General features: G+C 63.5%; 22 protein-coding genes. 12 read left to right on the forward strand and 10 right to left on the reverse strand.

Annotation, left to right across the window (positions count from 1 at the left end; genetic code table 11):
• The first annotated feature begins 97 nt into the window (after window positions 1-97).
• From ANI01nite_RS01925 to ANI01nite_RS01955, 7 genes are all read left to right on the forward strand, one after another.
• The gene (locus ANI01nite_RS01925) at window positions 98-823 is read left to right on the forward strand and encodes an esterase/lipase family protein (RefSeq protein WP_255314338.1); all 726 of its coding nucleotides are present in this window, start codon (window positions 98-100) and stop codon (window positions 821-823) included.
• 141 nt (window positions 824-964) lie between these two features.
• A complete protein-coding gene (locus tag ANI01nite_RS01930) occupies window positions 965-1,180 on the forward strand; it encodes a DUF6480 family protein (RefSeq protein WP_141355555.1) in 216 nt (71 codons plus the stop codon).
• Window positions 1,170-1,805: a cyclodeaminase/cyclohydrolase family protein gene (locus ANI01nite_RS01935; RefSeq protein WP_141355557.1), complete on the forward strand. Its 636-nt coding sequence runs from the start codon at window positions 1,170-1,172 to the stop codon at window positions 1,803-1,805. The genes ANI01nite_RS01930 and ANI01nite_RS01935 overlap by 11 nt, the downstream gene beginning before the upstream one ends.
• A gap of 48 nt (window positions 1,806-1,853) precedes the next feature.
• Window positions 1,854-2,474: a flavodoxin family protein gene (locus ANI01nite_RS01940; RefSeq protein WP_141355559.1), complete on the forward strand. Its 621-nt coding sequence runs from the start codon at window positions 1,854-1,856 to the stop codon at window positions 2,472-2,474.
• Window positions 2,475-2,595: 121 nt separating this feature from the next.
• Window positions 2,596-3,126 (forward strand): hypothetical protein, encoded by a 531-nt coding sequence (locus tag ANI01nite_RS01945; protein ID WP_141355561.1) that lies wholly within the window; start codon window positions 2,596-2,598, stop codon window positions 3,124-3,126.
• Window positions 3,123-4,550: a phytoene desaturase family protein gene (locus ANI01nite_RS01950; RefSeq protein ID WP_141355563.1), complete on the forward strand. Its 1,428-nt coding sequence runs from the start codon at window positions 3,123-3,125 to the stop codon at window positions 4,548-4,550. The genes ANI01nite_RS01945 and ANI01nite_RS01950 overlap by 4 nt, the downstream gene beginning before the upstream one ends.
• A gap of 427 nt (window positions 4,551-4,977) precedes the next feature.
• Window positions 4,978-5,304: a hypothetical protein gene (locus ANI01nite_RS01955; protein ID WP_255314340.1), complete on the forward strand. Its 327-nt coding sequence runs from the start codon at window positions 4,978-4,980 to the stop codon at window positions 5,302-5,304.
• Between the two features lie 104 nt (window positions 5,305-5,408).
• Here the strand turns inward: ANI01nite_RS01955 and ANI01nite_RS01960 are convergent, their stop codons facing one another.
• From ANI01nite_RS01960 to ANI01nite_RS01970, 3 genes are read right to left on the reverse strand one after another with little or no spacing between them, the layout of a single operon-like run.
• Window positions 5,409-6,143 (reverse strand): glycosyltransferase family 2 protein, encoded by a 735-nt coding sequence (locus ANI01nite_RS01960; RefSeq protein ID WP_141355567.1) that lies wholly within the window; start codon window positions 6,141-6,143, stop codon window positions 5,409-5,411.
• A complete protein-coding gene (locus ANI01nite_RS01965) occupies window positions 6,136-7,506 on the reverse strand; it encodes a bifunctional PIG-L family deacetylase/class I SAM-dependent methyltransferase (RefSeq protein WP_141355569.1) in 1,371 nt (456 codons plus the stop codon). The genes ANI01nite_RS01960 and ANI01nite_RS01965 overlap by 8 nt, the downstream gene beginning before the upstream one ends.
• Window positions 7,500-8,561 (reverse strand): acyl-CoA dehydrogenase family protein, encoded by a 1,062-nt coding sequence (locus tag ANI01nite_RS01970; RefSeq protein ID WP_141355571.1) that lies wholly within the window; start codon window positions 8,559-8,561, stop codon window positions 7,500-7,502. Before ANI01nite_RS01970 ends, ANI01nite_RS01965 begins: the two co-directional genes overlap by 7 nt.
• Before the next feature lie 260 nt (window positions 8,562-8,821).
• Between ANI01nite_RS01970 and ANI01nite_RS01975 the strand changes: the two genes are divergently transcribed.
• Complete coding sequence (locus ANI01nite_RS01975; protein ID WP_141355573.1) at window positions 8,822-9,013, forward strand: CsbD family protein; 192 nt, start codon at window positions 8,822-8,824, stop codon at window positions 9,011-9,013.
• A gap of 128 nt (window positions 9,014-9,141) precedes the next feature.
• Here ANI01nite_RS01975 and ANI01nite_RS01980 read toward each other — a convergent pair whose 3' ends face one another.
• From ANI01nite_RS01980 to ANI01nite_RS01995, 4 genes are all read right to left on the reverse strand, one after another.
• Window positions 9,142-9,618 (reverse strand): pyridoxamine 5'-phosphate oxidase family protein, encoded by a 477-nt coding sequence (locus tag ANI01nite_RS01980; protein ID WP_141355575.1) that lies wholly within the window; start codon window positions 9,616-9,618, stop codon window positions 9,142-9,144.
• 102 nt (window positions 9,619-9,720) lie between these two features.
• Window positions 9,721-10,851 (reverse strand): YihY/virulence factor BrkB family protein, encoded by a 1,131-nt coding sequence (locus tag ANI01nite_RS01985; RefSeq protein WP_141355577.1) that lies wholly within the window; start codon window positions 10,849-10,851, stop codon window positions 9,721-9,723.
• A 95-nt stretch (window positions 10,852-10,946) separates the two neighbouring features.
• Window positions 10,947-13,049: a catalase gene (locus tag ANI01nite_RS01990; RefSeq protein ID WP_141355579.1), complete on the reverse strand. Its 2,103-nt coding sequence runs from the start codon at window positions 13,047-13,049 to the stop codon at window positions 10,947-10,949.
• A gap of 232 nt (window positions 13,050-13,281) precedes the next feature.
• Entirely contained in the window at window positions 13,282-14,502 is a 1,221-nt protein-coding gene (locus ANI01nite_RS01995; protein WP_141355817.1) for an ammonium transporter, read from the reverse strand.
• A gap of 63 nt (window positions 14,503-14,565) precedes the next feature.
• Here ANI01nite_RS01995 and ANI01nite_RS16615 point away from each other — a divergent pair, with 63 nt between their 5' ends.
• On the forward strand, window positions 14,566-14,742 hold the full coding sequence (locus ANI01nite_RS16615) for a hypothetical protein (protein WP_170214531.1): 177 nt from the start codon (window positions 14,566-14,568) through the stop codon (window positions 14,740-14,742).
• Between the two features lie 21 nt (window positions 14,743-14,763).
• On the opposite strand, the gene ANI01nite_RS02000 is transcribed toward ANI01nite_RS16615, so the two are convergent.
• Window positions 14,764-15,423, reverse strand: a complete 660-nt coding sequence (locus tag ANI01nite_RS02000) for a hypothetical protein (RefSeq protein ID WP_141355581.1) — start codon at window positions 15,421-15,423, stop codon at window positions 14,764-14,766.
• Between the two features lie 109 nt (window positions 15,424-15,532).
• Here ANI01nite_RS02000 and ANI01nite_RS02005 point away from each other — a divergent pair, with 109 nt between their 5' ends.
• Complete coding sequence (locus ANI01nite_RS02005; RefSeq protein ID WP_141355583.1) at window positions 15,533-16,201, forward strand: DNA-3-methyladenine glycosylase; 669 nt, start codon at window positions 15,533-15,535, stop codon at window positions 16,199-16,201.
• Window positions 16,202-16,272: 71 nt separating this feature from the next.
• Here the strand turns inward: ANI01nite_RS02005 and ANI01nite_RS02010 are convergent, their stop codons facing one another.
• Window positions 16,273-18,342 carry an acyltransferase family protein gene (locus ANI01nite_RS02010; RefSeq protein WP_170214532.1) on the reverse strand — a complete coding sequence of 690 codons (2,070 nt, stop codon included), beginning with the start codon at window positions 18,340-18,342 and terminating at the stop codon, window positions 16,273-16,275.
• Between the two features lie 32 nt (window positions 18,343-18,374).
• On the opposite strand from ANI01nite_RS02010, the gene ANI01nite_RS02015 reads away from it, so the two are divergent.
• Entirely contained in the window at window positions 18,375-18,659 is a 285-nt protein-coding gene (locus ANI01nite_RS02015) for a hypothetical protein (protein ID WP_141355587.1), read from the forward strand.
• 172 nt (window positions 18,660-18,831) lie between these two features.
• Here the strand turns inward: ANI01nite_RS02015 and ftsY are convergent, their stop codons facing one another.
• Window positions 18,832-20,013, reverse strand: a complete 1,182-nt coding sequence (gene ftsY / locus ANI01nite_RS02020) for a signal recognition particle-docking protein FtsY (protein ID WP_141355589.1) — start codon at window positions 20,011-20,013, stop codon at window positions 18,832-18,834.
• A gap of 176 nt (window positions 20,014-20,189) precedes the next feature.
• Between ftsY and ANI01nite_RS02025 the strand changes: the two genes are divergently transcribed.
• A complete protein-coding gene (locus ANI01nite_RS02025; RefSeq protein WP_170214533.1) occupies window positions 20,190-21,425 on the forward strand; it encodes an MFS transporter in 1,236 nt (411 codons plus the stop codon).
• The last annotated feature ends 22 nt before the right edge of the window (window positions 21,426-21,447 follow it).

The raw sequence follows: 21,447 nt of genomic DNA on the forward strand, positions 1-21,447 counted from the left end.
CTTCCTGCCTGAACCGTGCTGATGTGCTGATAATGCTGTGAGGAGGGACCGCGGGGCAACCGGTCCCCGCAGCGCGGTGAAAAACGGAGGATTCACGGTGGAGACCAGCACCCTGGCCGGCAGGCTTTTCCGGTGGGCAGTGCTGTCCTGCGCATGGCTGCAAGATTATCTCTATGCTGGCGTCTGGCAGCTGCGTTCGCTGCTGCCGGGCACGCCGGCCGACCAGCTGCGCACGGTCAGCGACCCGGCGGCCGAACCGGTGGTCCTGATTCCGGGAATCTGGGAATCCTGGAAATTCATGCTCCCGGTCGCCAAGGCGCTGCACCAGGCCGGCCACCCGGTGCATGTGATCCCGCAGCTCGGCTTCAACCACGGCACCGTACCGGAGATGTCCGAGACAGTTTCCCGCTACCTGGCCAAGGAGCAGCTGGACGGTGCGGTGCTGGTGGCGCACAGCAAGGGCGGCCTGATCGGCAAGTACCTCATGGCCGCCTCGCTGCAGGGATACCGGATCAATCGGATGATCGCCATCGGCACTCCTTTCTCCGGTTCGCGCTATGCACGCTATGCTCCGATCCGCTCCCTGCGGGCCCTGTCCCCCAATGACCAGGGGCTGCTCAAGCTCTCGGCCAACTTGAGCGTGAATTCGCGGATCATCTCCATCTACAGCAGCTTCGACCCGCACATCCCCGGCGGCTGCGACTTGGCCGGAGCCACCAATATCAAGCTGCCCACGCTGGGGCATTTCCGGTTGCTGTCCGATGAGCGCCTGCATGCAGCAGTGCTCAAGCACCTGGGGCATGAATCGCCTTCGGCCGGCTGATCCCCGGCAGGCAGAGCACCGCAATCCGAGCGTTCGGTGTGAATTGCTCCTTGCTGTTGAACCCGCCGCTGAGCGCTGTCTAGCGTGAGCGGACAAGGGCTGGACTCTCACCTCCAGCAATCATGCAGACAGGAGCACCCGATGAACCCGCAGGAATTCTCCGCGCCGCAGGACGATGGCGAACGCGACGATGCACACGACGATGCGCAATCAGCCAACCGCGAGGCCGCGGCCACATCAAACCCCGATCCAGAAGAGCAACTGATTACCGGGCTGGAACCGGGCGGTTCGGTGCCGCCGGGTGAAACCCCGCCCGGTGAAGGTTCGATGAGCCAAGACCAGGGCCATGGCGAATAGCCTGGCGCAGCGTCCAATCAGCGATGCACGCATTGGACGCTGGCTGGAGGAGCTGGCTGAATCGGACGGGAACCCGGGCGGCGGAGCCGCGGCGGCGCTGATGCTCGCAGCCGCCGCCGCGCTGATGTCAATGTCGGGCGGCTACGTATCGGCTTCGGGGACCGCACAGTCCGAACTCACCGGCCTGCTGGCACGGGCCAAGCAGCTGCGGCTCGACGCGCTGGCCATGGCAGACCGTGATGCGCGGGCTTCCGCGGAGTTCGGGGTAGCCTACGCGCAACCGGCCTCGGAGCAGCGCGACCGCCGCCTTGCACAGGCCTGCTTGCAGGCCGCGAAATCCTCTGCCGCACTCGGTGCGCTGGCCACGACCGCTCTGGATGACCTGCGCTGGCTCTCGCAGCAAGCCAAGCCGCAACTGGTGGCCGATGTCGCCACGGCCCTGGGCATGCTGAGCGCAGTGCTGCAGGCTGCCAGCAGCAATCTGCGCTATGACCTTTCCCAGTTGGCTTCCGGCCCGGCGCAGGTCAAGCACGCCGGGTTATGGGATACCGCAGCATCGCTGGACCGGGCGATGCAAAATGCAGGAGAGCTGGCCGCGCGCATCGATGCGCGCATCAAGCGCTGATCCGGCTGCACGCACTGCCGATGGCAAAGGCATCGATGACAAGGAATGATGACCACGACCCAGACGCCTATTAATGCATTGATCCTGGTATGCACCCTCTCCCCCTCGCCCAAGGCCTCCAGCAGCGATTTGCTGGCCCGGCAGGTGGCGGCCGAATTCAAGGAGCACCAGGTGTCCACCGAGATCCTGCGCATTGCCGATTTCAATGTGAAGCCCGGGGTGCTCAAGGACATGGGAGACGGCGACCAGTGGCCGGCGATTCGGCAGAAGCTGCTGTCCGCGGACATCCTGGTGCTGGCCACCCCGATCTGGGTGGGCCACCCCTCCAGCCTGGCCCAGCGGGTGCTGGAACGGCTCGATGCCGAGCTGTCGGAAACCGACGAGCAGGGCCGCCCGATCCTCTTCGGCAAGGTCGGCCTGGTGGCAGTGGTGGGCAATGAGGACGGTGCGCACCACGTGATCGCGGATCTGGGCCAGGGCTTGTCCGATGCCGGGTTCACGCTGGCGGCCCAGGGCTCGACCTACTGGGTGGGGCAGGCCATGCACACCACCGACTACCAGGACCTGCAGCAGACCCCGGAGGTCACGGCCAATGCCACGGGCATTGCCACCCGCAACTCAGCCCATCTGGCGCGGCTGCTCAAGGCCAGCCCCTACCCTGCCGGATAGCCGCCGAAGGCTGGGTGCAGCCTGCAGATCAGCGGTGAGCCATTGGCCTGCGGCGGCCGGTGCCCTAGCGTTCGAGCCAGCAGAAGACTGCAACCGCTTTCGAGAACTAAGGACGGGCACGATGCCGAACAACACCATCGACCAGATGACCCTGCACAGGTACTTGGGCGAGCACCTGCTGGGTTCCGAATCGGGGCTGAACCATTTCAAGGCGGCGCACCACACCTGGGCGGGCACGGCGTACGCCGACCGCTTCGAGTCGCTGCACCAGCAGGTGAAGGACGACCAGGCGGATCTGAAGCGGATCATGGACCGGCTGGGATGCAGGCAGCGTCCGCTGGCCCGCCTCCTGGCACCGGTGGCCAAGCTCGCCGGTCATGTCAACCCGTTCAATCCGCTGCGGATGCGCAAGCTAGCCGCCGCGCAGGTGCAGCTCGATGTGCTCACCGGACTGCTCAATGCCAAATTGCGCATGTGGCAGACGCTGCTGCTGATGCTGCCCCACGATCCGCGCCTGGACCAGGCGCTGCTGCAGGACCTGTCGCATCGTGCGGAGTCGCAGATCAGCCAGCTCAAGGCGCTCAGCGATGAGACCTGGCCCGAGCGCTTCGCCCCGCAAGAACACGAGAACCAGGAGGAACGCCGCCGATGAGCAATGGGAAGGCGAATGTCGTCGGGGCCGGCCCCAATGGGCTGGTCGCCGCGGCGGTGCTTGCGCAGAACGGTTTCGATGTCCAGGTCTTCGAGCGCAATGCCCATCCGGGCGGCGCCGCGGCCTCCGGCAGCACGCTGGGCGAGGGCACCATTGTGGATTTGGGAGCTGCCGCCCACCCCTTCGCCTACGGCAGCCCGGCATTCGCGCATTTCGACCTGGCCGGCCACGGCCTGCAATGGGATTTCCACGATTACCCGCTGGCCCACCCGCTGGACGACGGCCCCTCGGTCTTCCTGCACCAGAGCCTGGACGCCACCAGCAGGCAGTTCCCCGCCGATCGGAAGATCTGGCGGCTGCTGCATGGGCCGCTGGTGCGCAATCCGCAGGAGATCCTGGAGAACGCCACCAGCCCGCTGCTGGGCATCCCGCCGCATCCGGTGCTGATGGCGCGCTTCGGGCTGCGCTCGCTGCCGCCGGCGAAGCTCCTGTCCGCCGCGGCCTTCCGCACCCGGCAGGCCGCGGCGCTCTTCGCCGGATCCAGCGCGCATTCCATGCTGCCGCTCGTCCACCCGTTCACCTCGGGATTCGGCGTGCTTTTCGGTGCCCTGGGCCAGTCCTGGGGGTGGCCGGTGGCGCACGGCGGCACCGGCAGCATTATCGACGCGCTGCTGCGGGTGCTCGATGGGTTGGACGTGCAGATCCACACCGGGCACCAGATCACCAGCCTCGCCCAGCTTCCCGATGCCGAACTCACTTTCCTGGATGCCACGCCCCGCCAGGTGGTGCAGATCGCCGGCGGCCAGCTTCCGCCACGCCTGCGCCGCCGGTTCGAACGCTGGCGCTACGGCACCGCCGCCTTCAAGGTGGACTACCTGCTCGATGGCCCGATCCCCTGGCAGGATGCGCGCACCGCGCGGGCTGGCACCGTGCATGTGATCGGCGATGCCGCCGAGCTGGCCGCCGCCGAGCACCAGGTCGCCTCCGGGAAAATGCCCGACCGCCCCTTCGTTATGGTGGTCCAGCCTTCGAGCGCCGATGCCTCGCGCGCCCCGGCCGGCCGCCACGTCATCTGGTCCTACGCCCACGTGCCCCAGGGCCATGCCGGGGATGCCGGTGCGCTCATCGATGCGCAGATCGAGCGGTTCGCGCCGGGCTTCAGGGACCGGATCGTGCAGCGGGTGGACACTTCCCCAGCGCAGCTACAGGCCTGGGATCCCAACCTGGTCGGCGGCGATATCGGCGGCGGATCACTGTCCGGCACCCAGCAATTCTTCCGCCCCTCCGCTTCGCCCAACCCATATTCGCTGGGCGTTCCGGGGTTGTACCTGTGCTCCTCTTCCACGCCTCCGGGCGGCGGGGTGCATGGGATGGCCGGCTGGCATGCGGCGCATCGGGCACTGCGCGAGCTTGGGCGCACCTGAGCCGATGATCAGCTTCCTTGGTTGCCGGCGATGGATCAGCGGCACGCAACTACATGGGCGAACCGATCCCGCGCAGCCCAAGCCAATTCCTGCAATAAAGCTTTTGACTAGCAAAAAATAAAGTCTGGGAATTTCCTCAGAATCGGGACGTGCGCACAAGAACTTGGTGGGCCAATGATAATTTCATACCAAGTCCCCACCGCTTGGCGTATGGTCGACAGCGTCACTGCAGGCCATGCCGCCGCCTCAGGGGCCGGAAAACTGCATAGTTGAAGTGAGAAGTATCGTCTAGAAGTGGAGGGTAGTTCACATGCCAGGAAGGCTAGTCAGATCCCAGACCGCGGTGCGCGTTGCTGAGTTGCTGGGATCACGCGAGGGCAGAAGACATTTGGGCAATTATGGCTGGACCCAGGGAATGCCAGTGGTCATGACACAGCCTGAGGAATCGCTCGACGATGTCATGGGCCTGGTTTCGGTGCATAAGCGGCCGGTGCTGGTCGCGATGCTTGAAAAGCAGACCGAGGAGCTGAAATTCTTGCACATTTCCGAGCCTTCTCCAGTCTTGGAAGTGGTTCCGGCCAGTGCGCCGCGCAGCACGATCAAGGATTTGTTCGCGCAGGCCGAGCACAGCGGCATGGCCGCATTCCGCGTAAAGTACTGGCAGTACAGTGCGGTCGCCCACGCGGTGCCCCATTTCGACGCGAATGCTCCAGGACACAGGCACGCCGCACAGGAGTCCGGCAGCAGCTTTTAACAGCTGGCAACGCTGCCACTGGCACAGCCCCCTGGTAATCTGCGCACCGCGCAGTTCACCAGGGGGCTGTTTCCATGCCAGGGACCAGGTCTGCTTGCTGGATGCTAGCCGGTGTTGAGCATCCGGTGTTCCAGCGCTGCCAGATAGTCCGCGAAGCCTTCGTCCAGCCGGCCGCGCAGGCGCCCAGAGGTGGTTGCCTGCAGCCGGGCCGTGGCCTGGACCCGGTAGCCGGCATGGCGCAAGGCTTCCACCAGTGCCACATCCTCCCGGGCCGCCAGCGGCTCGAAGCCTCCGACAGCCAGATAGGCGGCAGCGCACACGCCGAAGTTCGCGCCGTGGATATGGCCATGCCCCTCCACCGGTTGGTATTCCTGCTGCCAAAGGGCGAAGAGGTGCTCATCGAGTTCGCTGCGGTCCGGTTCCACGGTTCCCGCTACCGCATCTGCCCCACCGGCGTGCAGGCGGGCAAAGCCCTGAAGCCAATGCTCTGGGACGCAGGTATCCGCGTCGGTGCTGGCCAGCCAGATGGCGCCCGGGTCGCCGGCCGCAGCGAGCAGGCCAAGGGCATGGCGTGCTCCGGCGGCCCGGCTCGCACCGACATTGCCGAAGCCCACCTGCTGCACGCTGATCCGCCAATCCTCGCTGGCATGCCGCCCGGCGATCTGCGCCGTGCCGTCCGTGCAGCTGTCGGCAACCACGATAACCCTGGACTGGATCTGCGGGCGGGCACACGCCAGTCGGTCCATGGCCGCGCGCACCGAATCCAGGCAACGGCCCAGGCGTTCTTCCTCGTCGCGGGCCGGGATGATCACCGCCATGGCCGCCAGCTGGCTACCCATGGGCACCAGCTGGCTTGCGCAGTATTTCAAGCAGGAAATCGGCTTCGCGATGCTCCACGATGCGCTCCCACCCCAGCTGGCCCGCCATGCGATGGACTTCTTCCCCGTCCAGCGGCCAGCCTTCAATGGGATGCAGCCAATGGCAGACCACCAGCTCTCCGCCGGCTTGAAGTGCCGCCGCGCTGGCGGCGAGCACCTGCTCCAGTTCGTCGGCGGCCAGGAAGTAGCCCATCTCGCTGAGCACCACCAGCTGCAAGCTGCCCGGCTCCAGTTGCGGAAATTGCCGGGGCACCGTGGCCTGCAGCAATTCGACGTGGTCCATTCCGGCCACGGCCCGCCTCGCCTGGGCCAACGCGGTGGCGCTGGCATCGACCGCCAGCAGGCGCGTGCTGCGGCGGGCCAGTTCGGCGCTCTGCACACCGATGGAGCAGCCCAGCTCCAGCACCGCCGCATACCGTTCCTGTGGCAGGCAGGCGAGCAGGATCTGCTGCTTGCGCCGCTCATAGCGGCTGCTGCGGTATTCCCACGGATCCTCGCGCTCCCCGTAGAGCTCGTCGAATACTGCCGGAGCCGATGCGGCATCCCTGTGGCCGGGCCAGGTGGCGCGGAAGATCTCGGCACCGCGGGAAAAATGCTGCAGGAAGCCTTCGCTAAGGAGGACTTCGTCTCCTGGCAGGGCGGACAGCGGCGTGGTTTGGGAACGGTGGGCCTCCAGGGCGCGGGCCTTGGCATCCGTGCTGGAAGCATCCAGGGCCAGCCGGAACCAATGCCTGAAGCTGGGCTGCCGGTCCGGTTGCGCCCAGTGCCAGAACCAGATGGGGAATTCCAGGTGGCAGGCATTGTGCGCCAGGGCGCAGTCCGCGGCGAGCAGACCGAGGATTTCGTGGTCCGGGTGCCCGTCGCCGCGGTAGGTGCTGGCGATTAGGCAGCGCTCGCCGGCGTGCTGCTCAAGGGCTGCGCGGATCGGCTCCTGCTGCGCTGCGAGTTTCCCGTCGTCCAGGCCCAAGCAGTGCAGATGCAGCGTTCCGCTGCGCGGTCCCTGTGCGCGCAGCATGTCCATGGCCTCGGCCAGTTCGGCGTGGCGCAGCGCGGCCAACTGGGCCGCGGAGTGTGTGGTGGAGTCCGGATGCGATGCTTCCCCGAAGCTGCAGACGATCACGTGGACATCGGTCCCCTGGCCAAGCGCCATGCGGATCAGCCCTCCGGCTCCCAGCGTCTCGTCATCCGGGTGGGCGGCCAGAACAATCACCGATGCCATTGCGTGGAAGAGCTTCTCCGGATCCAGTGCGGCGATCTGCTCAAGCCCAGCTTGCTGCCAGCAGCTTGCAGAGGTTCCCTGGTCCTGATGCGTGAAGTTCACCATGCGCTGCCACCTTCCTTGCCGGCACGGTCCGCAATCAGCTGGCCCAGCGCCGCGTCATCGCGGGCCGCGTGGTGCTGGCGCAGATAGATGCCCAGGTCTGCTGCGCGCCGCGCATGCTCCTCATCGGCGGTCAGCGGGCCCGGGCCGGTAGACTCGCCGCTGAGCTGCAAGATGCGGGTGCAGGCCCAGGCCACCTGGCCGCGGATCCGATAGGCGGCAATGGCATCCAATTCTCCGTCATCCGCCAGCCTGGCTGCATGTTCCAACAGCGCGGCGCTGCCGGCGAGCAAGCGGTCCGCTTCGCCGAGCCAAGCAAGGGCCAGCTGATCCGGGGTACGCGCTTGGGCGCTGCGCTGCAGATGGCGGTAGATTCCCACCGCTCCCCCGAACCAGCAGGCGGCAACACCGACGCCGCCAACGGCGAACCCCGGGCGGGACAGGTACCAGCCAGCGTCTTGCACCGGTTGGGCCGGTACTCCGGTGAAGTCCACGGAACCGCTGGGCAGCTGGGCCATGCCACGGCTGACCCAGGCACCTGTCGCCGGTTCAACGCCGGGGTGACGCAGGGAAACCATGAACAAGCGGTCTCCCTCCGGTGTTCGGGCGGTGACCAATGCATGCGTCAGCGCGGCGGCCAAGGAGCACCAGGGCTTCGTGCCATTCAGCTCCCACTCTCCGCCGGATTGGCGGACCGCTTCCAGCGTGGTGGTGGGCGACTGCGCGGCGAAGACGCCCCATGAGGTGCCTGCCGGCCACGGCATGCCCGCCTGGCTCAGGATTCCGGCTGCATCCAGATGCGGTTCCAGCGTCCTGGCCGCAACCAGGTCGGTGGCGGCCACGGACGCCAGCAGCTCCCAGAGCCGCTGCGTCTGGCCAGCGGCTGGGACCGGAGGATCTTCCCCCGAGCCTTCCAGCACGCGCAGCATCGCGTCCGGGTTGCCCTCGCAGCGCACGGCGGCCGCACGCACCGCTTCTTCGGCGCCCCACCATAACTCGCTGTTGCGGGGGCGGGATCCTCGTTCGGCTGCACTAAACGACACCGGCCGCTGGTCCATCAGCTCTCCTTCTCTGCGCGGAACTTTTGGCCAGTCTAGGTCACGGCCCATTCTTGCCCGGCCCAGCTGAATGACTCCTGATAACCGCAAAGGACCACGCAACGCAGCGAGCCAGCTTATGGGATTGGTCGCCGCGAAGGCGGCATTGTGATGATCTGCAAAGTTGGCCGCAAGCAAACTTTCAGCTTCGGGACCTCGATTTGCAATCTGCCCTATAGTTCAAATTGTCAGTAACCAGATCCACACAGGAGGTAAGAATCATGGGAATTGGAGACAAGATCCAGAACAAGGCCCAGGAAGTATCTGGCAAGGCCAAGGAGGCCTACGGCGATGCCACTGATAATGAGCGTCTGCAAGCCGAAGGCGTGAAGGACCAGGCCGCAGCCAAGGCAAAGCAGGCAGGTGAACACGTCAAGGACGCCGCCAAGGATGTCAGAGACGACCTGTCCTAAACCGCACTACCGGCTATGCCCCATGGATGCGTATCCATGGGGCATAGCTCTGCGCCAGGCAATGTGCACAGCGATACGGCCGCTGCTCCGGGAATTCGGAGCAGCGGCCGTTTGCGGTTTTTGGCGCCCTAGAGTTCGACGCTATTCGAGTCCCCGGGCTCGGCGGGTTTTCCGGTGAGTTTCTGCTTCACCCAGCCGGCCATCAGGCTCGCTGCCCCACCGGGGTTCTCCCAGTATTCAGCGGAGTCGGCATCGATGCGCAGCAGCACAGTCTGCGCAGATTCCGGGCCTTCGCTGGCGAAGGTCTCCACCGCGGCGTTCCACAGCTCCTTCTTCTTGGCGACATCGAGCACCACCTCGGCGTGGCCGCTGACCGACATCCACGCCTTGGATCCGCTGAACGCGGCATTGACCAGTCCCTGGGCCCGGATTTCCTTGACAATCCCGGCGTCGGCGGCAGAGAAGAACCAGAGCTCTCCTTCGTCGGTGGCTTCAATCAGCGTCAGGGGGCGGCTGGCCAGCCGTCCAGCGCTGTGGGTTGTGACCATGGCGATCCGCATGTCCTTGATGATGCTGATGACTTTGCTTGCTTCGTCGTTGGCCATGATGAGCTCCTTTGTCTTGGAATAATCTGGTCGTTTCACACGCTACCGAGGTGCCGGCCCGCGCCAAGGGGCGCCCAGGCGATTGCCAGCTTCGGCTCCTGCTCAGCTTTCCGGGTTCCGTCTGGAATCCGGATCCGCTTGCTCTTCGGCGTCCAGCTCGCTGGCAAAGCGCAGCTGCCGCCCGTCGCTGATGTCCTGCTCTTCTTCTTCCTCCTGCTTCATGCTGGCCTTGGTATCCCGCGGCGGAAGCTGGACCGAGCGCTCGGCGGCAATCCCCGCCTGCAGCTGGCGCCCGCGCTCGGCTTCCGCGTCGAAGACCGCGCCGAACAGCAGCGACAGGTTGGCGATCCACAGCCACAGCAGCAGCACGATGACCCCGCCGATGGCACCGTAGGTCTTGTTGTAGTTGCCGAAGTTCGAAACGTAGAAGAAGAAGCCGACGGTCGCCACCGCCAGCACGAGCAGCGCGATGGCCGAGCCCAGGCTGATCCAGCGGAACTTCGGTTGCTTCACATTGGGAGCCCCGTAGTAGAGCACGGCCACCAGCACAATCGCGCACAGCACGATCACCGGCCATTTGGCGATATTCCAGATCGCCACCGCGCCCTCGCCCAGCCCCATGGCGTTGCCCAGCGCCTGGGCCAGAGGACCGGAGACGATCAGCAGCATCCCCAGCACGGACACGGCCACAAGAAGTACCAGTGTCAGCAGCAGCATCAGCGGGCGGAGCTTGTAGAACGGGCGGCCTTCGTCCACCTCATAGATCTGGTTCATGGCCCGTCCGAACGTCCCGACATACCCCGAGGCGCTCCATAGCGCACCGAGCAGACCGGCAATCAGCGCAAAGCCTGCCGACGGGGCCGACGCCAGCTGCTCGATGGGCTGGCGCAGGGTTTCGACCACTTCCTTGCTGGCCAGTTCCTGGATCAGCGAAAGGATGTTGCGGGTCATGTTCTCCGCCTGGCCGGCAACTCCGAGCAGGGAGACTACCGCCAGCAGGGCCGGGAAAATGGAGAGCATCGCGAAATAGGTCAGCGAGGCCGCCATATCCGTGCATTTCTTCCGGGAGAATTCCCTGATGGAGCGCTTGGCCGCGTACTTCCATGACCGCGGGTGCATGTCCGGAGGGGAATCGGGCTTGGATCGGGCATCGGGTGCCGGAGCACGCCTGGCTTTCGCAGCCGTTGCGCCCGCGCTGCCTTTTCCATCATGGCTCTCGGATTCTGAAGTCATGTGCAAATCTCCTCAACAATTACTTGTGCCAGCGGGCAGCGCTGGCGCAGGCGCACCAGCTGATGCACCTGCCGCGCCGCACCCGCCTGGCTGCGCTAGTCCTTGACCGGGAAGCGTTCCCAGGCGCGGTGGGTGGACAGCAGCTGTTGCGCGCTGTCGGCAACCCCGTCTACCTCGACAAGTTCAATGCCTGGGGCATCGTCTTCCAGGCCGACTGCCTGGAGCAGGCCATCGGAGAGCCCGTCAAGGGTGATGATGGCCTTGTTGTGCCGGTAGGCCTCCGCGACCAGCAACGCCACGCGCGGGTCGATGGGAACCCCGCCTGCCCCCAGGGCGCCGGCCTTGGCATCCAGCGCAACCGCGGCGTCCGGGGCCGGCGGCAACGGGCCGATGAGCACCAGCGCATCGAATTCGATGGAGCGCGCCGTCAGGTAGGTGCGGTCAACGGGCAGGTCCGGGGCCACTTCGCCGCCGGAGGCCGAAACGAGCAGCGGGGACATGCCCCGTTCGGCCAGCGCCTGGGCTATTGCCGGTACGTGCTGGTGGTTTCCGCTGTTGAACACCACCCCGACCTTGCGCCCGTCCACCGGCCAGGCTTTTCCGATCTGCGACAGCGCGGGGCTCGCCACCGGGTCATCCAGCTGCACTGCGGCCGGTGCCGGCAGGCCCAGTGCCTGGGCCACCCCGGAGGCCAGCTGGGTATCGATCTTCGCCAGGCATTCCACCTGCCGCTGGCGGATCGCGGTATCGGTGCACTTGCCCAGTTCAAAGGAGTAGGCCTGCTGCACGTGGGCGCGCTCCACGGCCGAGAGGCTGATGTAGAACAGGCGGGCCTGGCTGTAGTGGTCCGAGAAGCTGGCCGGCTCGGAACGCACCTTCTTCCCGGAGGCCACAGGCTGCGGGAAGTCCAGTGGAGGCTGCTGGCCAGATAGAACCTGCGACATGTAGGGGCAGCCGCCATCCAGCGAGTTCGGCTTGTACGGCGCGATGCCCTTGGGCACCCGGTGCTGGTGGAAGCCGTCGCGGAACATGTCATTGACCGGCGAGTCCGGCGAGTTGATCGGGATCTGCGCGAAGTTCGGCCCGCCCAAGCGGGTCAGCTGGGTGTCCAGGTAGGAGAAGAGCCGCGCCTGCAGCAACGGGTCGTCGCTGATATCGATGCCCGGAACCAGATGCCCGGGGTGGAAGGCCACCTGCTCGGTCTGCGCAAAGTAGTTCTCCGGGTTGCGGTCCAGCACCATCTTGCCCAGCGGCTGGACCGGAGCCAGCTCTTCTGGGACGAATTTCGTCGGATCCAGCAGGTCGATGCCTTCGAAGACCGCTGTGCCGTCATCGGGGAAAATCTGCACGCCCAGTTCCCATTCGGGGTAGGCGCCGGCATCAATGGCTTCGGCCAGATCGCGGCGGTGGAAGTCCGGATCCGCGCCGGCGGCCAGCTGGGACTCTTCCCAGGCCAGCGAGTGCACGCCGAGCTTGGGCTTCCAATGGAACTTCACCAGGGACGCTTTGCCCGCCTCGTTGACCATGCGGAAGGTGTGCACGCCGAAGCCTTCCATCATGCGCAGCGAGCGGGGTATCGCCCGGTCGCTCATCTGCCACATCACATGGGCTTGGGCGGGGGTATGCAGGGAGACGAAATCCCAGAAGGTGTCGTGGGCGGATTGCGCCTGGGGGATCTCGGTATCGGGATGCGGCTTCGCGGCGTGGACGAGGTCCGGGAACTTGATCCCGTCCTGGATGAAGAACACCGGGATGTTGTTGCCCACCAGATCGAAGATGCCTTCGTTGGTGTAGAACTTCGTCGCGAAGCCGCGGGTATCGCGGGCCGTGTCCATCGAACCGCGGGATCCGACCACGGTGGAGAAGCGGACGAAGACCCGGGTCTGGCGTCCCGGCTTGAGGAAGTCCGCACGGCACAGCTTGCCGGCATTGCCGTAGCTGGTGAATGTGCCGTGGGCGCCGGCACCGCGCGCATGGACAACGCGCTCGGGAATCCGCTCGTGATCGAAATGCATGATCTTCTCGCGCAGGTGGTGGTCCTGCAGCAGGGTGGGCCCCCGCTCGCCGGCTTTCAGCGAGTGATCGGTGTCGTTGACTGCAGCGCCCTGGGTCGTCGTCAGGAACTCGTTGTCCTGTCCGGGGCCGGACAGTACCGGCTTCTGTCCGTGAGTTGATGGCTGTTGTGGTTCGCTGGTCATGGCACTCTCCTTATTCGCAGGAATGATCGGCTGGTAAGTGCCACGCTAGGGGCCTTCGCGGTGCCGATGCCACCGGGCAAGCTGATTCCCATGGTTTGCACATGTGCCAGCTGGCGCATCGGTAAATGCCAAGACCGCCGGTGGCTGCATGGCCCACCGGCGGTCTTGTCGGACGTTTCAGAAACGTCCTGCCCCTCGTGCTTGTACTGCGTTATTTTCCAGATTCCACTCCTTACTTGGAAACCAGCTGGTATCCATTTTCGTTGTGTTCGGCCTCGTCGATCCCGGCAATCTCGATGTCTGCCGTGACACGCCATGGGCTGAACTTTCCAATAACCGTTGCGATGACCCAGGTCATCACCGCGGAGAATGCCATGACCACGATCAGGGTGGCTGTCTGGGCGATCAGCTGGGCTACGCCGCCGCCGTAGAACAGGCCGCCGGCGCTTTCCTCGGTCGGCAGTGCGAAGAAGCCGAGGAACAGGGTGCCGATCAGGCCGGCGACCAGGTGCACGCCGACAACATCCAGCGAGTCGTCGTAGCCGAGCTTCCACTTCAGGTTCACGGCCCAGGCGGCACCGGCCCCGGCCAGCACGCCCAGCAGCATGGCGGCCCATGGGGCAACGTCGGCGCAGGATGGGGTGATGGCTACCAGGCCGGCCACCAGGCCGGAGGCAACGCCCACCGAGCTGGGGCGCGAGCCGCGCAGCTTCTCGACCAGGATCCAGCCGAGGACTGCGGCACCCGGAGCTGCCAAGGTGTTGACCCAGATGAGCCCTGCCTGCTCGACGGTGGTTGCCGCCCCGGCATTGAAGCCGAACCAGCCGAACCACAGCAGGCCGGCACCGAGCATCACCAGCGGGGTGTTGTGCGGCTGCGGACGGTCGTGGAAGTTGTGGCGCTGGCCGAGCTTCAGGGCCAGGACCAGGGCCGCGATACCTGCGTTGGTGTGGACCACTGCGCCGCCGGCGAAATCGATGGCTTCGCCGAAGATGCTGCCCAGGAAGCCGTCGGCGGAAAGCAGGCCGCCGCCCCAGACCCAGAAGGCCACCGGTGCGTAGACCAGGGTGACCCACAGCGGCACGAAGAACAGCCATGGTGCGAAGCGCGCACGGTCGGCGATGGCGCCGGAGATGATGGCCACCGAGATCATGGCGAAGGTTCCGGCGAAGCCGGCGGCGAGCAGCTCAGACTGCTCGGTGTTGTGCATAGCGAAGTCACTGATCGGGTTGCCGACAATCCCGGCGATGGCTGGTTCTCCGGCGGAGAACGAGTAGCCCCAAAGCGCCCAGACGACTGCAGTGATCGCCGCGGCGGAGAAGCTCATCAGCATCATGTTCACTACGCCGGTGGCGCGAGTCATGCCGCCGTAGAAAAGTCCCAGTGCCGGTGTCATCAGCAGCACGAGCGCGGCAGCTATCAGGATCCATAAGCTGGCAACATCCAACTCCATCTGGATCACGTCCCCTCAAGTTATTCGGTGTATCGGTGGTGATATGACTATTGAACTAACCCGATGTTTCCGAATGCTCGCTGCTTCGTTTCCGCTGTGTATCAAGTTCTTGCCGGGGGTAACGGTTGCTTCTCGGCGATGTTTCGCCGTCGTTTCGAGCAGTTCACGCTGCTGCTGGCGGCCGGTGAAAACGGGCAGCCCGGCATCGGCAGAAAGTATTTTCTGCCGATGCCGGGCTGATCGCGCTGACGCCGCGTGCGGCTACAGGCGCTTGATTTTCACGACCTGGAACTGCGGCACCGTGGTTGAGCCGCCGATGGTGGTGTCGTAGCTCAGCGAACCGGTGACCGTCGCGGTGATTTGCACGATGTCCTCGGCCACGATGTCATCAAGCACCTTGCAATCCACCAGGCCGTCGCCGGCGGTGAACATCGAATTGTGCTCGTAGTCGTATTTGCCGACGTGCGCATGGCTCAGATCAGCTCGGAAGGTGCAGGGACCGGTCGCGGAGTCGAACTGCGTGACCCGCCCATAGACGATCACGTTCTCGTCGATGTGCGCGTCCGGCTTCTTCACGATCTGCGCCAGTTCACGCTTGGTGATTTTCCGTGCCTTGTTGGCCTTGGCTTTCTCCGCCTTGGCCGCGGCTTCCTTGTCCTTCTTCTCCTTCGCCTTGCGGGCCTTCTCGGCTTCTTCGGCAGCGACCCGTTCTTCTTCGGCCGCGCGAAGCTCTGCAGCTTCGTCCTGGGCCAGGGCCAATTGCGATTCAGTTTCGGTCAGCTGCGCCTGAAGCGTTTCTACTTCTGCGGCCATGGCCGAGCTTGAGGCCTGCGCGGCCTCGAAATCTTCCGTGGAGACGCCGCAGGCGGCCAGCGAGAGAATTCCGGCAAGTGCAGTTGCCGTCAGAATGGACTTTTTCATGGTCCACCTCCATTTCACGAGTGCGAGTTACTTGAACCCCCGAGTTCCAAGTAAAAAGAATCGTGGCATGCGCCAGGGACAATTAGGCTTCAGCAGGCACACTGGAGACATGGACCGCACTTTCTTCTTGCCCGATGCGCTCAGCGTTGCACCGCAATTGCTCGGGGCCGTACTCACGGTGGATTCCGCCGAAGGACCGGTCAGCGTGCGCATCACCGAAACCGAAGCGTACATGGGGTTGGGCACCAGTGGCCCCTACGATCCGGGCAGCCACTCGAAAGACCGGAAAACCGAGCGCAACGCATCCATGTTCCTGGACCCCGGACATGCGTATGTGTATTTCAGCTACGGCATGCACTATGCCCTGAATTTCGTTTGCTCGCCGCCGGGCATTGCCTCCGGGGTGCTGATACGCTCAGGCGCAATTACGTCTGGGACAGAACTGGCACTGGCCCGCCGGCTCGATAAACGCCCAGCCCGCTACTCGCGCAATCCCATCCCGGAGGTCCAGTTGGCCCGCGGACCGGGGAACTTGGCAGCTGCGCTGGGACTCACCAGATTGACGCACGATGGATTGGACCTGTTCTCGCCCCCATTTGCCATCCACGCTGCGCCCAACGCTCCGGCAGCGATCCGCACCGGGCCGCGCGTTGGGGTTGCCGGGATAGCAGGAGGTCCGCAGTTCCCGTGGAGGTTCTGGTTGCCCGGAGAACCCAGCGTTTCCGCTTATCGCCCAGGCCGAGATGCTCCTGCATCAGGAAGAAGCACCGCAGAATGACCTTGGGCCCCGGCCACGATGCATTCAATGCGTCGTAGCCGGGGCCCACCAGGCGATGCCCGTCAGAAGCCTTATGCGGCCGGGAACAGCTCCTCGGAATCCAGAGCCTTCTTCAGCCGGGATTCCAGGGTCGGTGACAGAGATCCTGCAAAGGTTTCGGTCAGATGCGAGTGGTCCCAATAGGCCACGATGCCGCCAACCACTGCAAAGCAGCGGCCGTCCTCGCACAGCTGGTCATTCATGTCGACGTCGATGATGTTCGGATTATCAAGCGCGTTCACGGCATCGGCCTGCGGGTCCATCGGTATCCACTGCTTTGCTTCGCCGCTGCAGTCGATGAACTCTCCAGCATTGGAAGCCACACAGTCTGGGACATTGTCCACGGTCTCTCCGGGGAAGGCCGTATCCCTGATGACCGCCACAGCGGCACCCGTACCAGCCCACTCTTCCAGAATTTTTTCGTAGGCCTTCTGGGCAGGCTCTGCTGTGTTCTCCATTTCGTATCCGGAGACCGGCAAGGACTGGCGGTTGGAACTGATCACCAGGTCGTAGTCTTCCTTCTCGATCTGCTCGGTGACCCATCCGCCAAAATCAGCGCATCCCTTTTCAGTTGCCTCGGAATCGAAAACCTGAGGCTCGCCCATGACGGCACAGCGGCTTGCGAGATAGGTGTCAATGGTCCAGCCATTTTTCTTGGCCATAGGTTCCAGTGCGGGAATCCACTGGCCAGCGTGCGAGTTTCCAACCAGCGCTACCTTGATTTTTCCATCGCCGTAGCTGCAGACCGGGCGGTCCTTGTAGTTGGCAGCCTGGCTGGCGAAGCAATCATCCTTGTAGACGACCGGCTTGTCAGTCTTCGCGACGACTGGTGCCGGGGCCACCGGGTGGTAGGCAGTTTCGATATTCACCGACTTGCCACACGAATCGCTGAATGATGCGGCGCCAAAGCAGTCTTCACCCAGCTCCTTTTCGACCTGCGCCAATGCCTTGTCGACGTCTTGGGCATCGTTGATGATGCGTTCGGTGTTGAGGTAGAAGGCACCCGCCACCAAAGCCAAGACAAGACTTCCAGTGGCCAGGAAACGTGGAGCCGTGAGCAGCGCGGAGGAGTCAATGAACTTGCGGAATCGGACCTCGACGAGTTTCTGCGTCAATACCGCTAGAACCAAGGTGAGGACCAAGGCAATGATCTTCTGAGGCCATTTGAAGTCTTCCACCAGGAAGGGCATCAGAATCAGCAGCGGCCAATGCCACAGATATATGGCGTATGAATTATCCCCGAAGAATTGGAACAGTTTGCTGCTCAAGAATACGTTGGGCGAGTACTTATGCGTCGAATGGCAGAGCAGGATCAGCGCGGTGCCGAATACCGGAATCGCAGCAATGTATCCAGGGAACGGCATCTCGCCAGTGAAAGCCAATGCGCTGAATGCGATGGCGAGCACACCACCCCAGGACCCGATCAAGCTGATCACGTCATTCTTTGCCGCATGCGCACGCGCCCCCAATGCCGCTACCAATGCGCCGGCGGAGAACTCCCAAACCCGGGTAAAGGTTGAGAAGTAGGCGCTGCCCGGTTCAGTTGCTGTCGCGTACAGCGAGTATCCGAAGGAAAGCAAGAAGACTGCACTGATGCCGGCCAACGCGACGGTCGCCGGCTTGAGGCCGAACTTGATGGCGGCAAAGATCAGCAGGCCGATCATAATTGGCCATACGAAATAGAATTGCTCTTCGGCAGACAGGGACCAGAAATGCTGGAAGGGACTTGGCGCTTCGCCTTCGGCCAGGTAATCAACCTTGGTCAGAGCCAGATACCAGTTCTGGAAATAGAACGTCGCTGCCATCGCTTGCAGTCCCCAGTCTTGCCAGACAGTCGATGGCGCGAAAAGCCAAATGCCCAGGACGCTGACCAGGATCACCAAGAACGAGGCCGGGATGAGACGCTTGACTCGCCGCATCCAGAAATTGGCCACGTCAGCGAAGTTCTTCGGTGGTTTGGTCAGCAGATGCGAAGTAATCAGGAATCCCGAGATCACGAAGAACACGTCGACACCGACGAAGCCGCCGGGCAGATAGTGCCCCCAGAAGTGGTAAAGCACGACGACACCCACGGCGATGGCGCGCAGGCCCTGGATGTCCATGCGAAAAGCCTTGGGTCTCGGGTCCCGCTTGGATGGCATGGGCAAGTCTTGATTCGACGACACTTCTGGATGGATCCTTTACCGGCTGGTCTGGCCGCACGGGCATCCGGAACCATCTGGAGTGCCGTGCAGGCAGTGCGTACGGACTGAAGGGACACAATTCCCCAGAAAATATCTTTACCCAAGAAATCTGGACGTTTTCTGTAGCCCTGGTCACCAAACTCTTGGACATCCCGCGGCTAGAATGGGCCAGCAAACCGCTTTCAGCTATTGACCTGCACTTTTCTGCCGGCATCGGGATGACGCTTCGGAAGTAGCAAATAGTCAATGTGATCCATTTCACTGACAGCTTGCATCTATTTCAGCCCGGTGTCCAGCCAAGGCCCTGAACTAATCCGCACCAAGCAGCTGACGGCACATTCCCGTTTTAAACAGATCTCCCCACCATATTTTGCATGGCGGGGAGATCAAGAATTTTAGACGCTTCGATTAGCCTTCGAGCAGTGCGTCCACGAAATCTTCGGGGTTGAATGGAGCAAGGTCGTCCGGGCCTTCGCCCAAGCCGACGAGCTTTACCGGAACGCCAAGCTGGCGCTGGATAGCCACGACGATGCCGCCCTTTGCGGTGCCGTCGAGTTTGGTCAGCACGATGCCCGAAACGTTGACGACCTCGGAGAAGACCTTGGCCTGCTGCAGGCCATTCTGGCCGGTAGTCGCGTCGAGGACCAGCAGTACTTCGTCAATGGTGGCCTTCTTCTCGACCACGCGCTTGATCTTGCCCAGCTCGTCCATCAGGCCGACCTTGTTCTGCAAGCGTCCGGCGGTATCGATCATGACAATGTCGACTTCCTGGTCAATGCCGGCGGAAACCGCTTCAAAGGCAACGGATGCCGGGTCGGCACCGTCAATCTCCGAGCGAACGGTTGGCACGCCCACGCGGTCACCCCAGGTGGCAAGCTGTTCTGCAGCTGCAGCGCGGAAGGTGTCGGCGGCGCCCAGCAAGACGTCCTTGTCTTCAGCGACGAGAACTCGCGCCATCTTGCCGATGGTGGTGGTCTTGCCTACGCCGTTGACACCGACAACCATGATGATGCTCGGGCGGTCCGGGTGCGGTTCAGGCAGGTAGCTGCGGTCCAGGCTCGGATCGACCAGCTTGAGCAGTTCCTCGCGGAGCATGGCTTTGACGCGGGCTGGGTCCTTGCTGCCTTCAATCTTCACTCGTTCGCGCAGCGCGTCGACAAGCTCAAGGGCAGGTTCGGTACCCAGGTCTGCCATCAGCAGGTTCTCTTCAATCTCTTCCCAGACATCCTCGTCAATCGAGTCTTGGCTGAGCAGGGCCAGCAGGCCTTTGGAGAACATGTTGTTGGACTTGGTCAGTCGCGCACGCAGGCGGGCCAGGCGGCCCTGCACTGGTTCAGGAACATCGAGCTGTGGCGCAGCCGGTGCGGCAGGTTCCTGGACTGCGATGGGCGCATCGCTTGCTCCGGCAGTGTCCGCTGCGGCATCAGTATCGCCCTCAGCGCTCTGGCCGGTTGGCAAGTCGTCTGCATCGCGCTCTGACGTATACGGAGTCTTGGGCTTGCGGCCCTTGGTGACGAAGGCAATGACGCCAATAGCCACCACGGCAACAACCGCGACAATGATGATGGTTAATATAAGCGAATCAGACACGCTTTAAATCGTCTCATATCTCCAACGATTTAGGGATCATGTGGCACTCAGCACCAGCGAAAATGTATTTGGCATCCAAGGCTAAACTGGCAGGTGGGCTGATTTGCCCTGCTCGTCGTTCCAGAAAGGCTGACGGTTGCTGCCCGCTTGCTGGCAGAACCATCTCTCCAATAGATATGGCATTGAAAACCACCCGTTTTTCCAGGCCGCCGATCCCCTCTGAGATTGGCGTGTTGCTGGTAGCGGCCTTCATCATCGCTTTGGGTTTCGGGCTCATCGCCCCGATCTTGCCGCAGTACGCGGTGAGCTTTGATGTCGGCAATGCGGCCGCCACCATCATTGTCAGCATCTTCGCCTTCACCCGCTTGATTTTCGCGCCGGTAGCCGGAGTGCTGGTAGGCAAGCTGGGCGAGCCAAGGATCTACGTCACCGGCGTGCTGCTGGTCGCAGTATCCACGTTGCTTTGCGCGGTGGTGCAGGACTACACGCAGCTGTTGATTGCCCGCGGCCTGGGTGGGTTCGGTTCGACCATGTTCACCATTTCGGCCATGGCGTTGATTGCACGTCTGGCTCCGGAGAAGTCCCGTGGCCGCATCTCGGGTTTGTACGCCGGCTCGTTCCTCCTGGGCAACGTCTTTGGCCCGGTTCTCGGGACCCTCCTCGCCCCGCTGGGCATGCGTGTTCCCTTCCTGATCTACGGAACCGCCCTGGTGATTGCCGCGGGTGTGGTCTACATGGCGTTGGGCCGCCGCCGTGAACTGGATGCGGATGCCGCCAACCCGCGCTCGCGGAAAACGGATATCGAGGTCGTGACCACGCGCGAGGCGCTGGGCTCCCCCGCCTACCGTGCGGCACTGTTCTCCGGGTTCAGCTACGGCTGGCTGGCGTTCGGCGTGCGCAACAGCATGATCCCGCTCTTCGCCTTGGCCATCTTCGGCCAAGGCATGGGCGCCACGGCGGCCGGGATTTCCATGACGGTGTTTGCCATCGGCAATGGTTGCGCGCTGATGTTCTCCGGCCGCCTGACCGATAGCATTGGCCGCAAAATTCCTATTGTTCTCGGGATGAGCATCCTGCTCTTGTCCATTGGCGCCATGGGCTACTCGACGTCCCTGGTTGGCTTCATCGTCTTCTCAGTGCTGGCTGGTCTTGGCGGTGGGCTGCTTGGCCCAGCGCAGCAGGCATCCGTGGCTGACGTGATTGGTTCCGGACGCAACGGCGGCAAGGCCCTGGCCGGTTTCCAGATGTGCACCGATCTCGGCTCAATTATCGGTCCACTGCTGGCCGGCGCCATGGCGGATATGATCAGTTTCCAATTGGCATTCAATATTTCGGCAGTGGTAGGCCTGGTCGGGGTGATTGCGTGGCTTCTGGTTCCGAAAACCATAAAGCCGGTGAAATTGGCTGAATAGGGAACTTAGTTTCCACTGTTTT

The organism is Glutamicibacter nicotianae (assembly GCF_006539525.1).
Taxonomy (GTDB): Bacteria; Actinomycetota; Actinomycetes; order Actinomycetales; family Micrococcaceae; genus Glutamicibacter; species Glutamicibacter nicotianae.

Bases quoted from the DNA above. Each gene is read 5' to 3' on its own strand.
- ANI01nite_RS01950 (WP_141355563.1), top strand. From the start codon at position 3,123: ATGAGCAATGGGAAGGCGAATGTCGTCGGGGCCGGCCCCAATGGGCTG.
- ANI01nite_RS01970 (WP_141355571.1), bottom strand. From the start codon at position 8,561: ATGGACCAGCGGCCGGTGTCGTTTAGTGCAGCCGAACGAGGATCCCGC.
- ANI01nite_RS16615 (WP_170214531.1), top strand. From the start codon at position 14,566: ATGTTTCCGAATGCTCGCTGCTTCGTTTCCGCTGTGTATCAAGTTCTT.
- ANI01nite_RS01995 (WP_141355817.1), bottom strand. From the start codon at position 14,502: ATGGAGTTGGATGTTGCCAGCTTATGGATCCTGATAGCTGCCGCGCTC.
- ANI01nite_RS01930 (WP_141355555.1), top strand. From the start codon at position 965: ATGAACCCGCAGGAATTCTCCGCGCCGCAGGACGATGGCGAACGCGAC.
- ANI01nite_RS01990 (WP_141355579.1), bottom strand. From the start codon at position 13,049: ATGACCAGCGAACCACAACAGCCATCAACTCACGGACAGAAGCCGGTA.
- ANI01nite_RS01960 (WP_141355567.1), bottom strand. From the start codon at position 6,143: ATGGGTAGCCAGCTGGCGGCCATGGCGGTGATCATCCCGGCCCGCGAC.
- ANI01nite_RS02010 (WP_170214532.1), bottom strand. From the start codon at position 18,342: ATGGACATCCAGGGCCTGCGCGCCATCGCCGTGGGTGTCGTCGTGCTT.
- ANI01nite_RS01980 (WP_141355575.1), bottom strand. From the start codon at position 9,618: ATGGCCAACGACGAAGCAAGCAAAGTCATCAGCATCATCAAGGACATG.
- ANI01nite_RS02015 (WP_141355587.1), top strand. From the start codon at position 18,375: ATGGCATGGGCAAGTCTTGATTCGACGACACTTCTGGATGGATCCTTT.
- ANI01nite_RS01945 (WP_141355561.1), top strand. From the start codon at position 2,596: ATGCCGAACAACACCATCGACCAGATGACCCTGCACAGGTACTTGGGC.
- ANI01nite_RS01985 (WP_141355577.1), bottom strand. From the start codon at position 10,851: ATGACTTCAGAATCCGAGAGCCATGATGGAAAAGGCAGCGCGGGCGCA.
- ANI01nite_RS02000 (WP_141355581.1), bottom strand. From the start codon at position 15,423: ATGAAAAAGTCCATTCTGACGGCAACTGCACTTGCCGGAATTCTCTCG.
- ANI01nite_RS01935 (WP_141355557.1), top strand. From the start codon at position 1,170: ATGGCGAATAGCCTGGCGCAGCGTCCAATCAGCGATGCACGCATTGGA.
- ANI01nite_RS01965 (WP_141355569.1), bottom strand. From the start codon at position 7,506: ATGGTGAACTTCACGCATCAGGACCAGGGAACCTCTGCAAGCTGCTGG.
- ANI01nite_RS01955 (WP_255314340.1), top strand. From the start codon at position 4,978: ATGACACAGCCTGAGGAATCGCTCGACGATGTCATGGGCCTGGTTTCG.
- ANI01nite_RS02005 (WP_141355583.1), top strand. From the start codon at position 15,533: ATGGACCGCACTTTCTTCTTGCCCGATGCGCTCAGCGTTGCACCGCAA.
- ANI01nite_RS01940 (WP_141355559.1), top strand. From the start codon at position 1,854: ATGACCACGACCCAGACGCCTATTAATGCATTGATCCTGGTATGCACC.
- ANI01nite_RS02025 (WP_170214533.1), top strand. From the start codon at position 20,190: ATGGCATTGAAAACCACCCGTTTTTCCAGGCCGCCGATCCCCTCTGAG.
- ANI01nite_RS01975 (WP_141355573.1), top strand. From the start codon at position 8,822: ATGGGAATTGGAGACAAGATCCAGAACAAGGCCCAGGAAGTATCTGGC.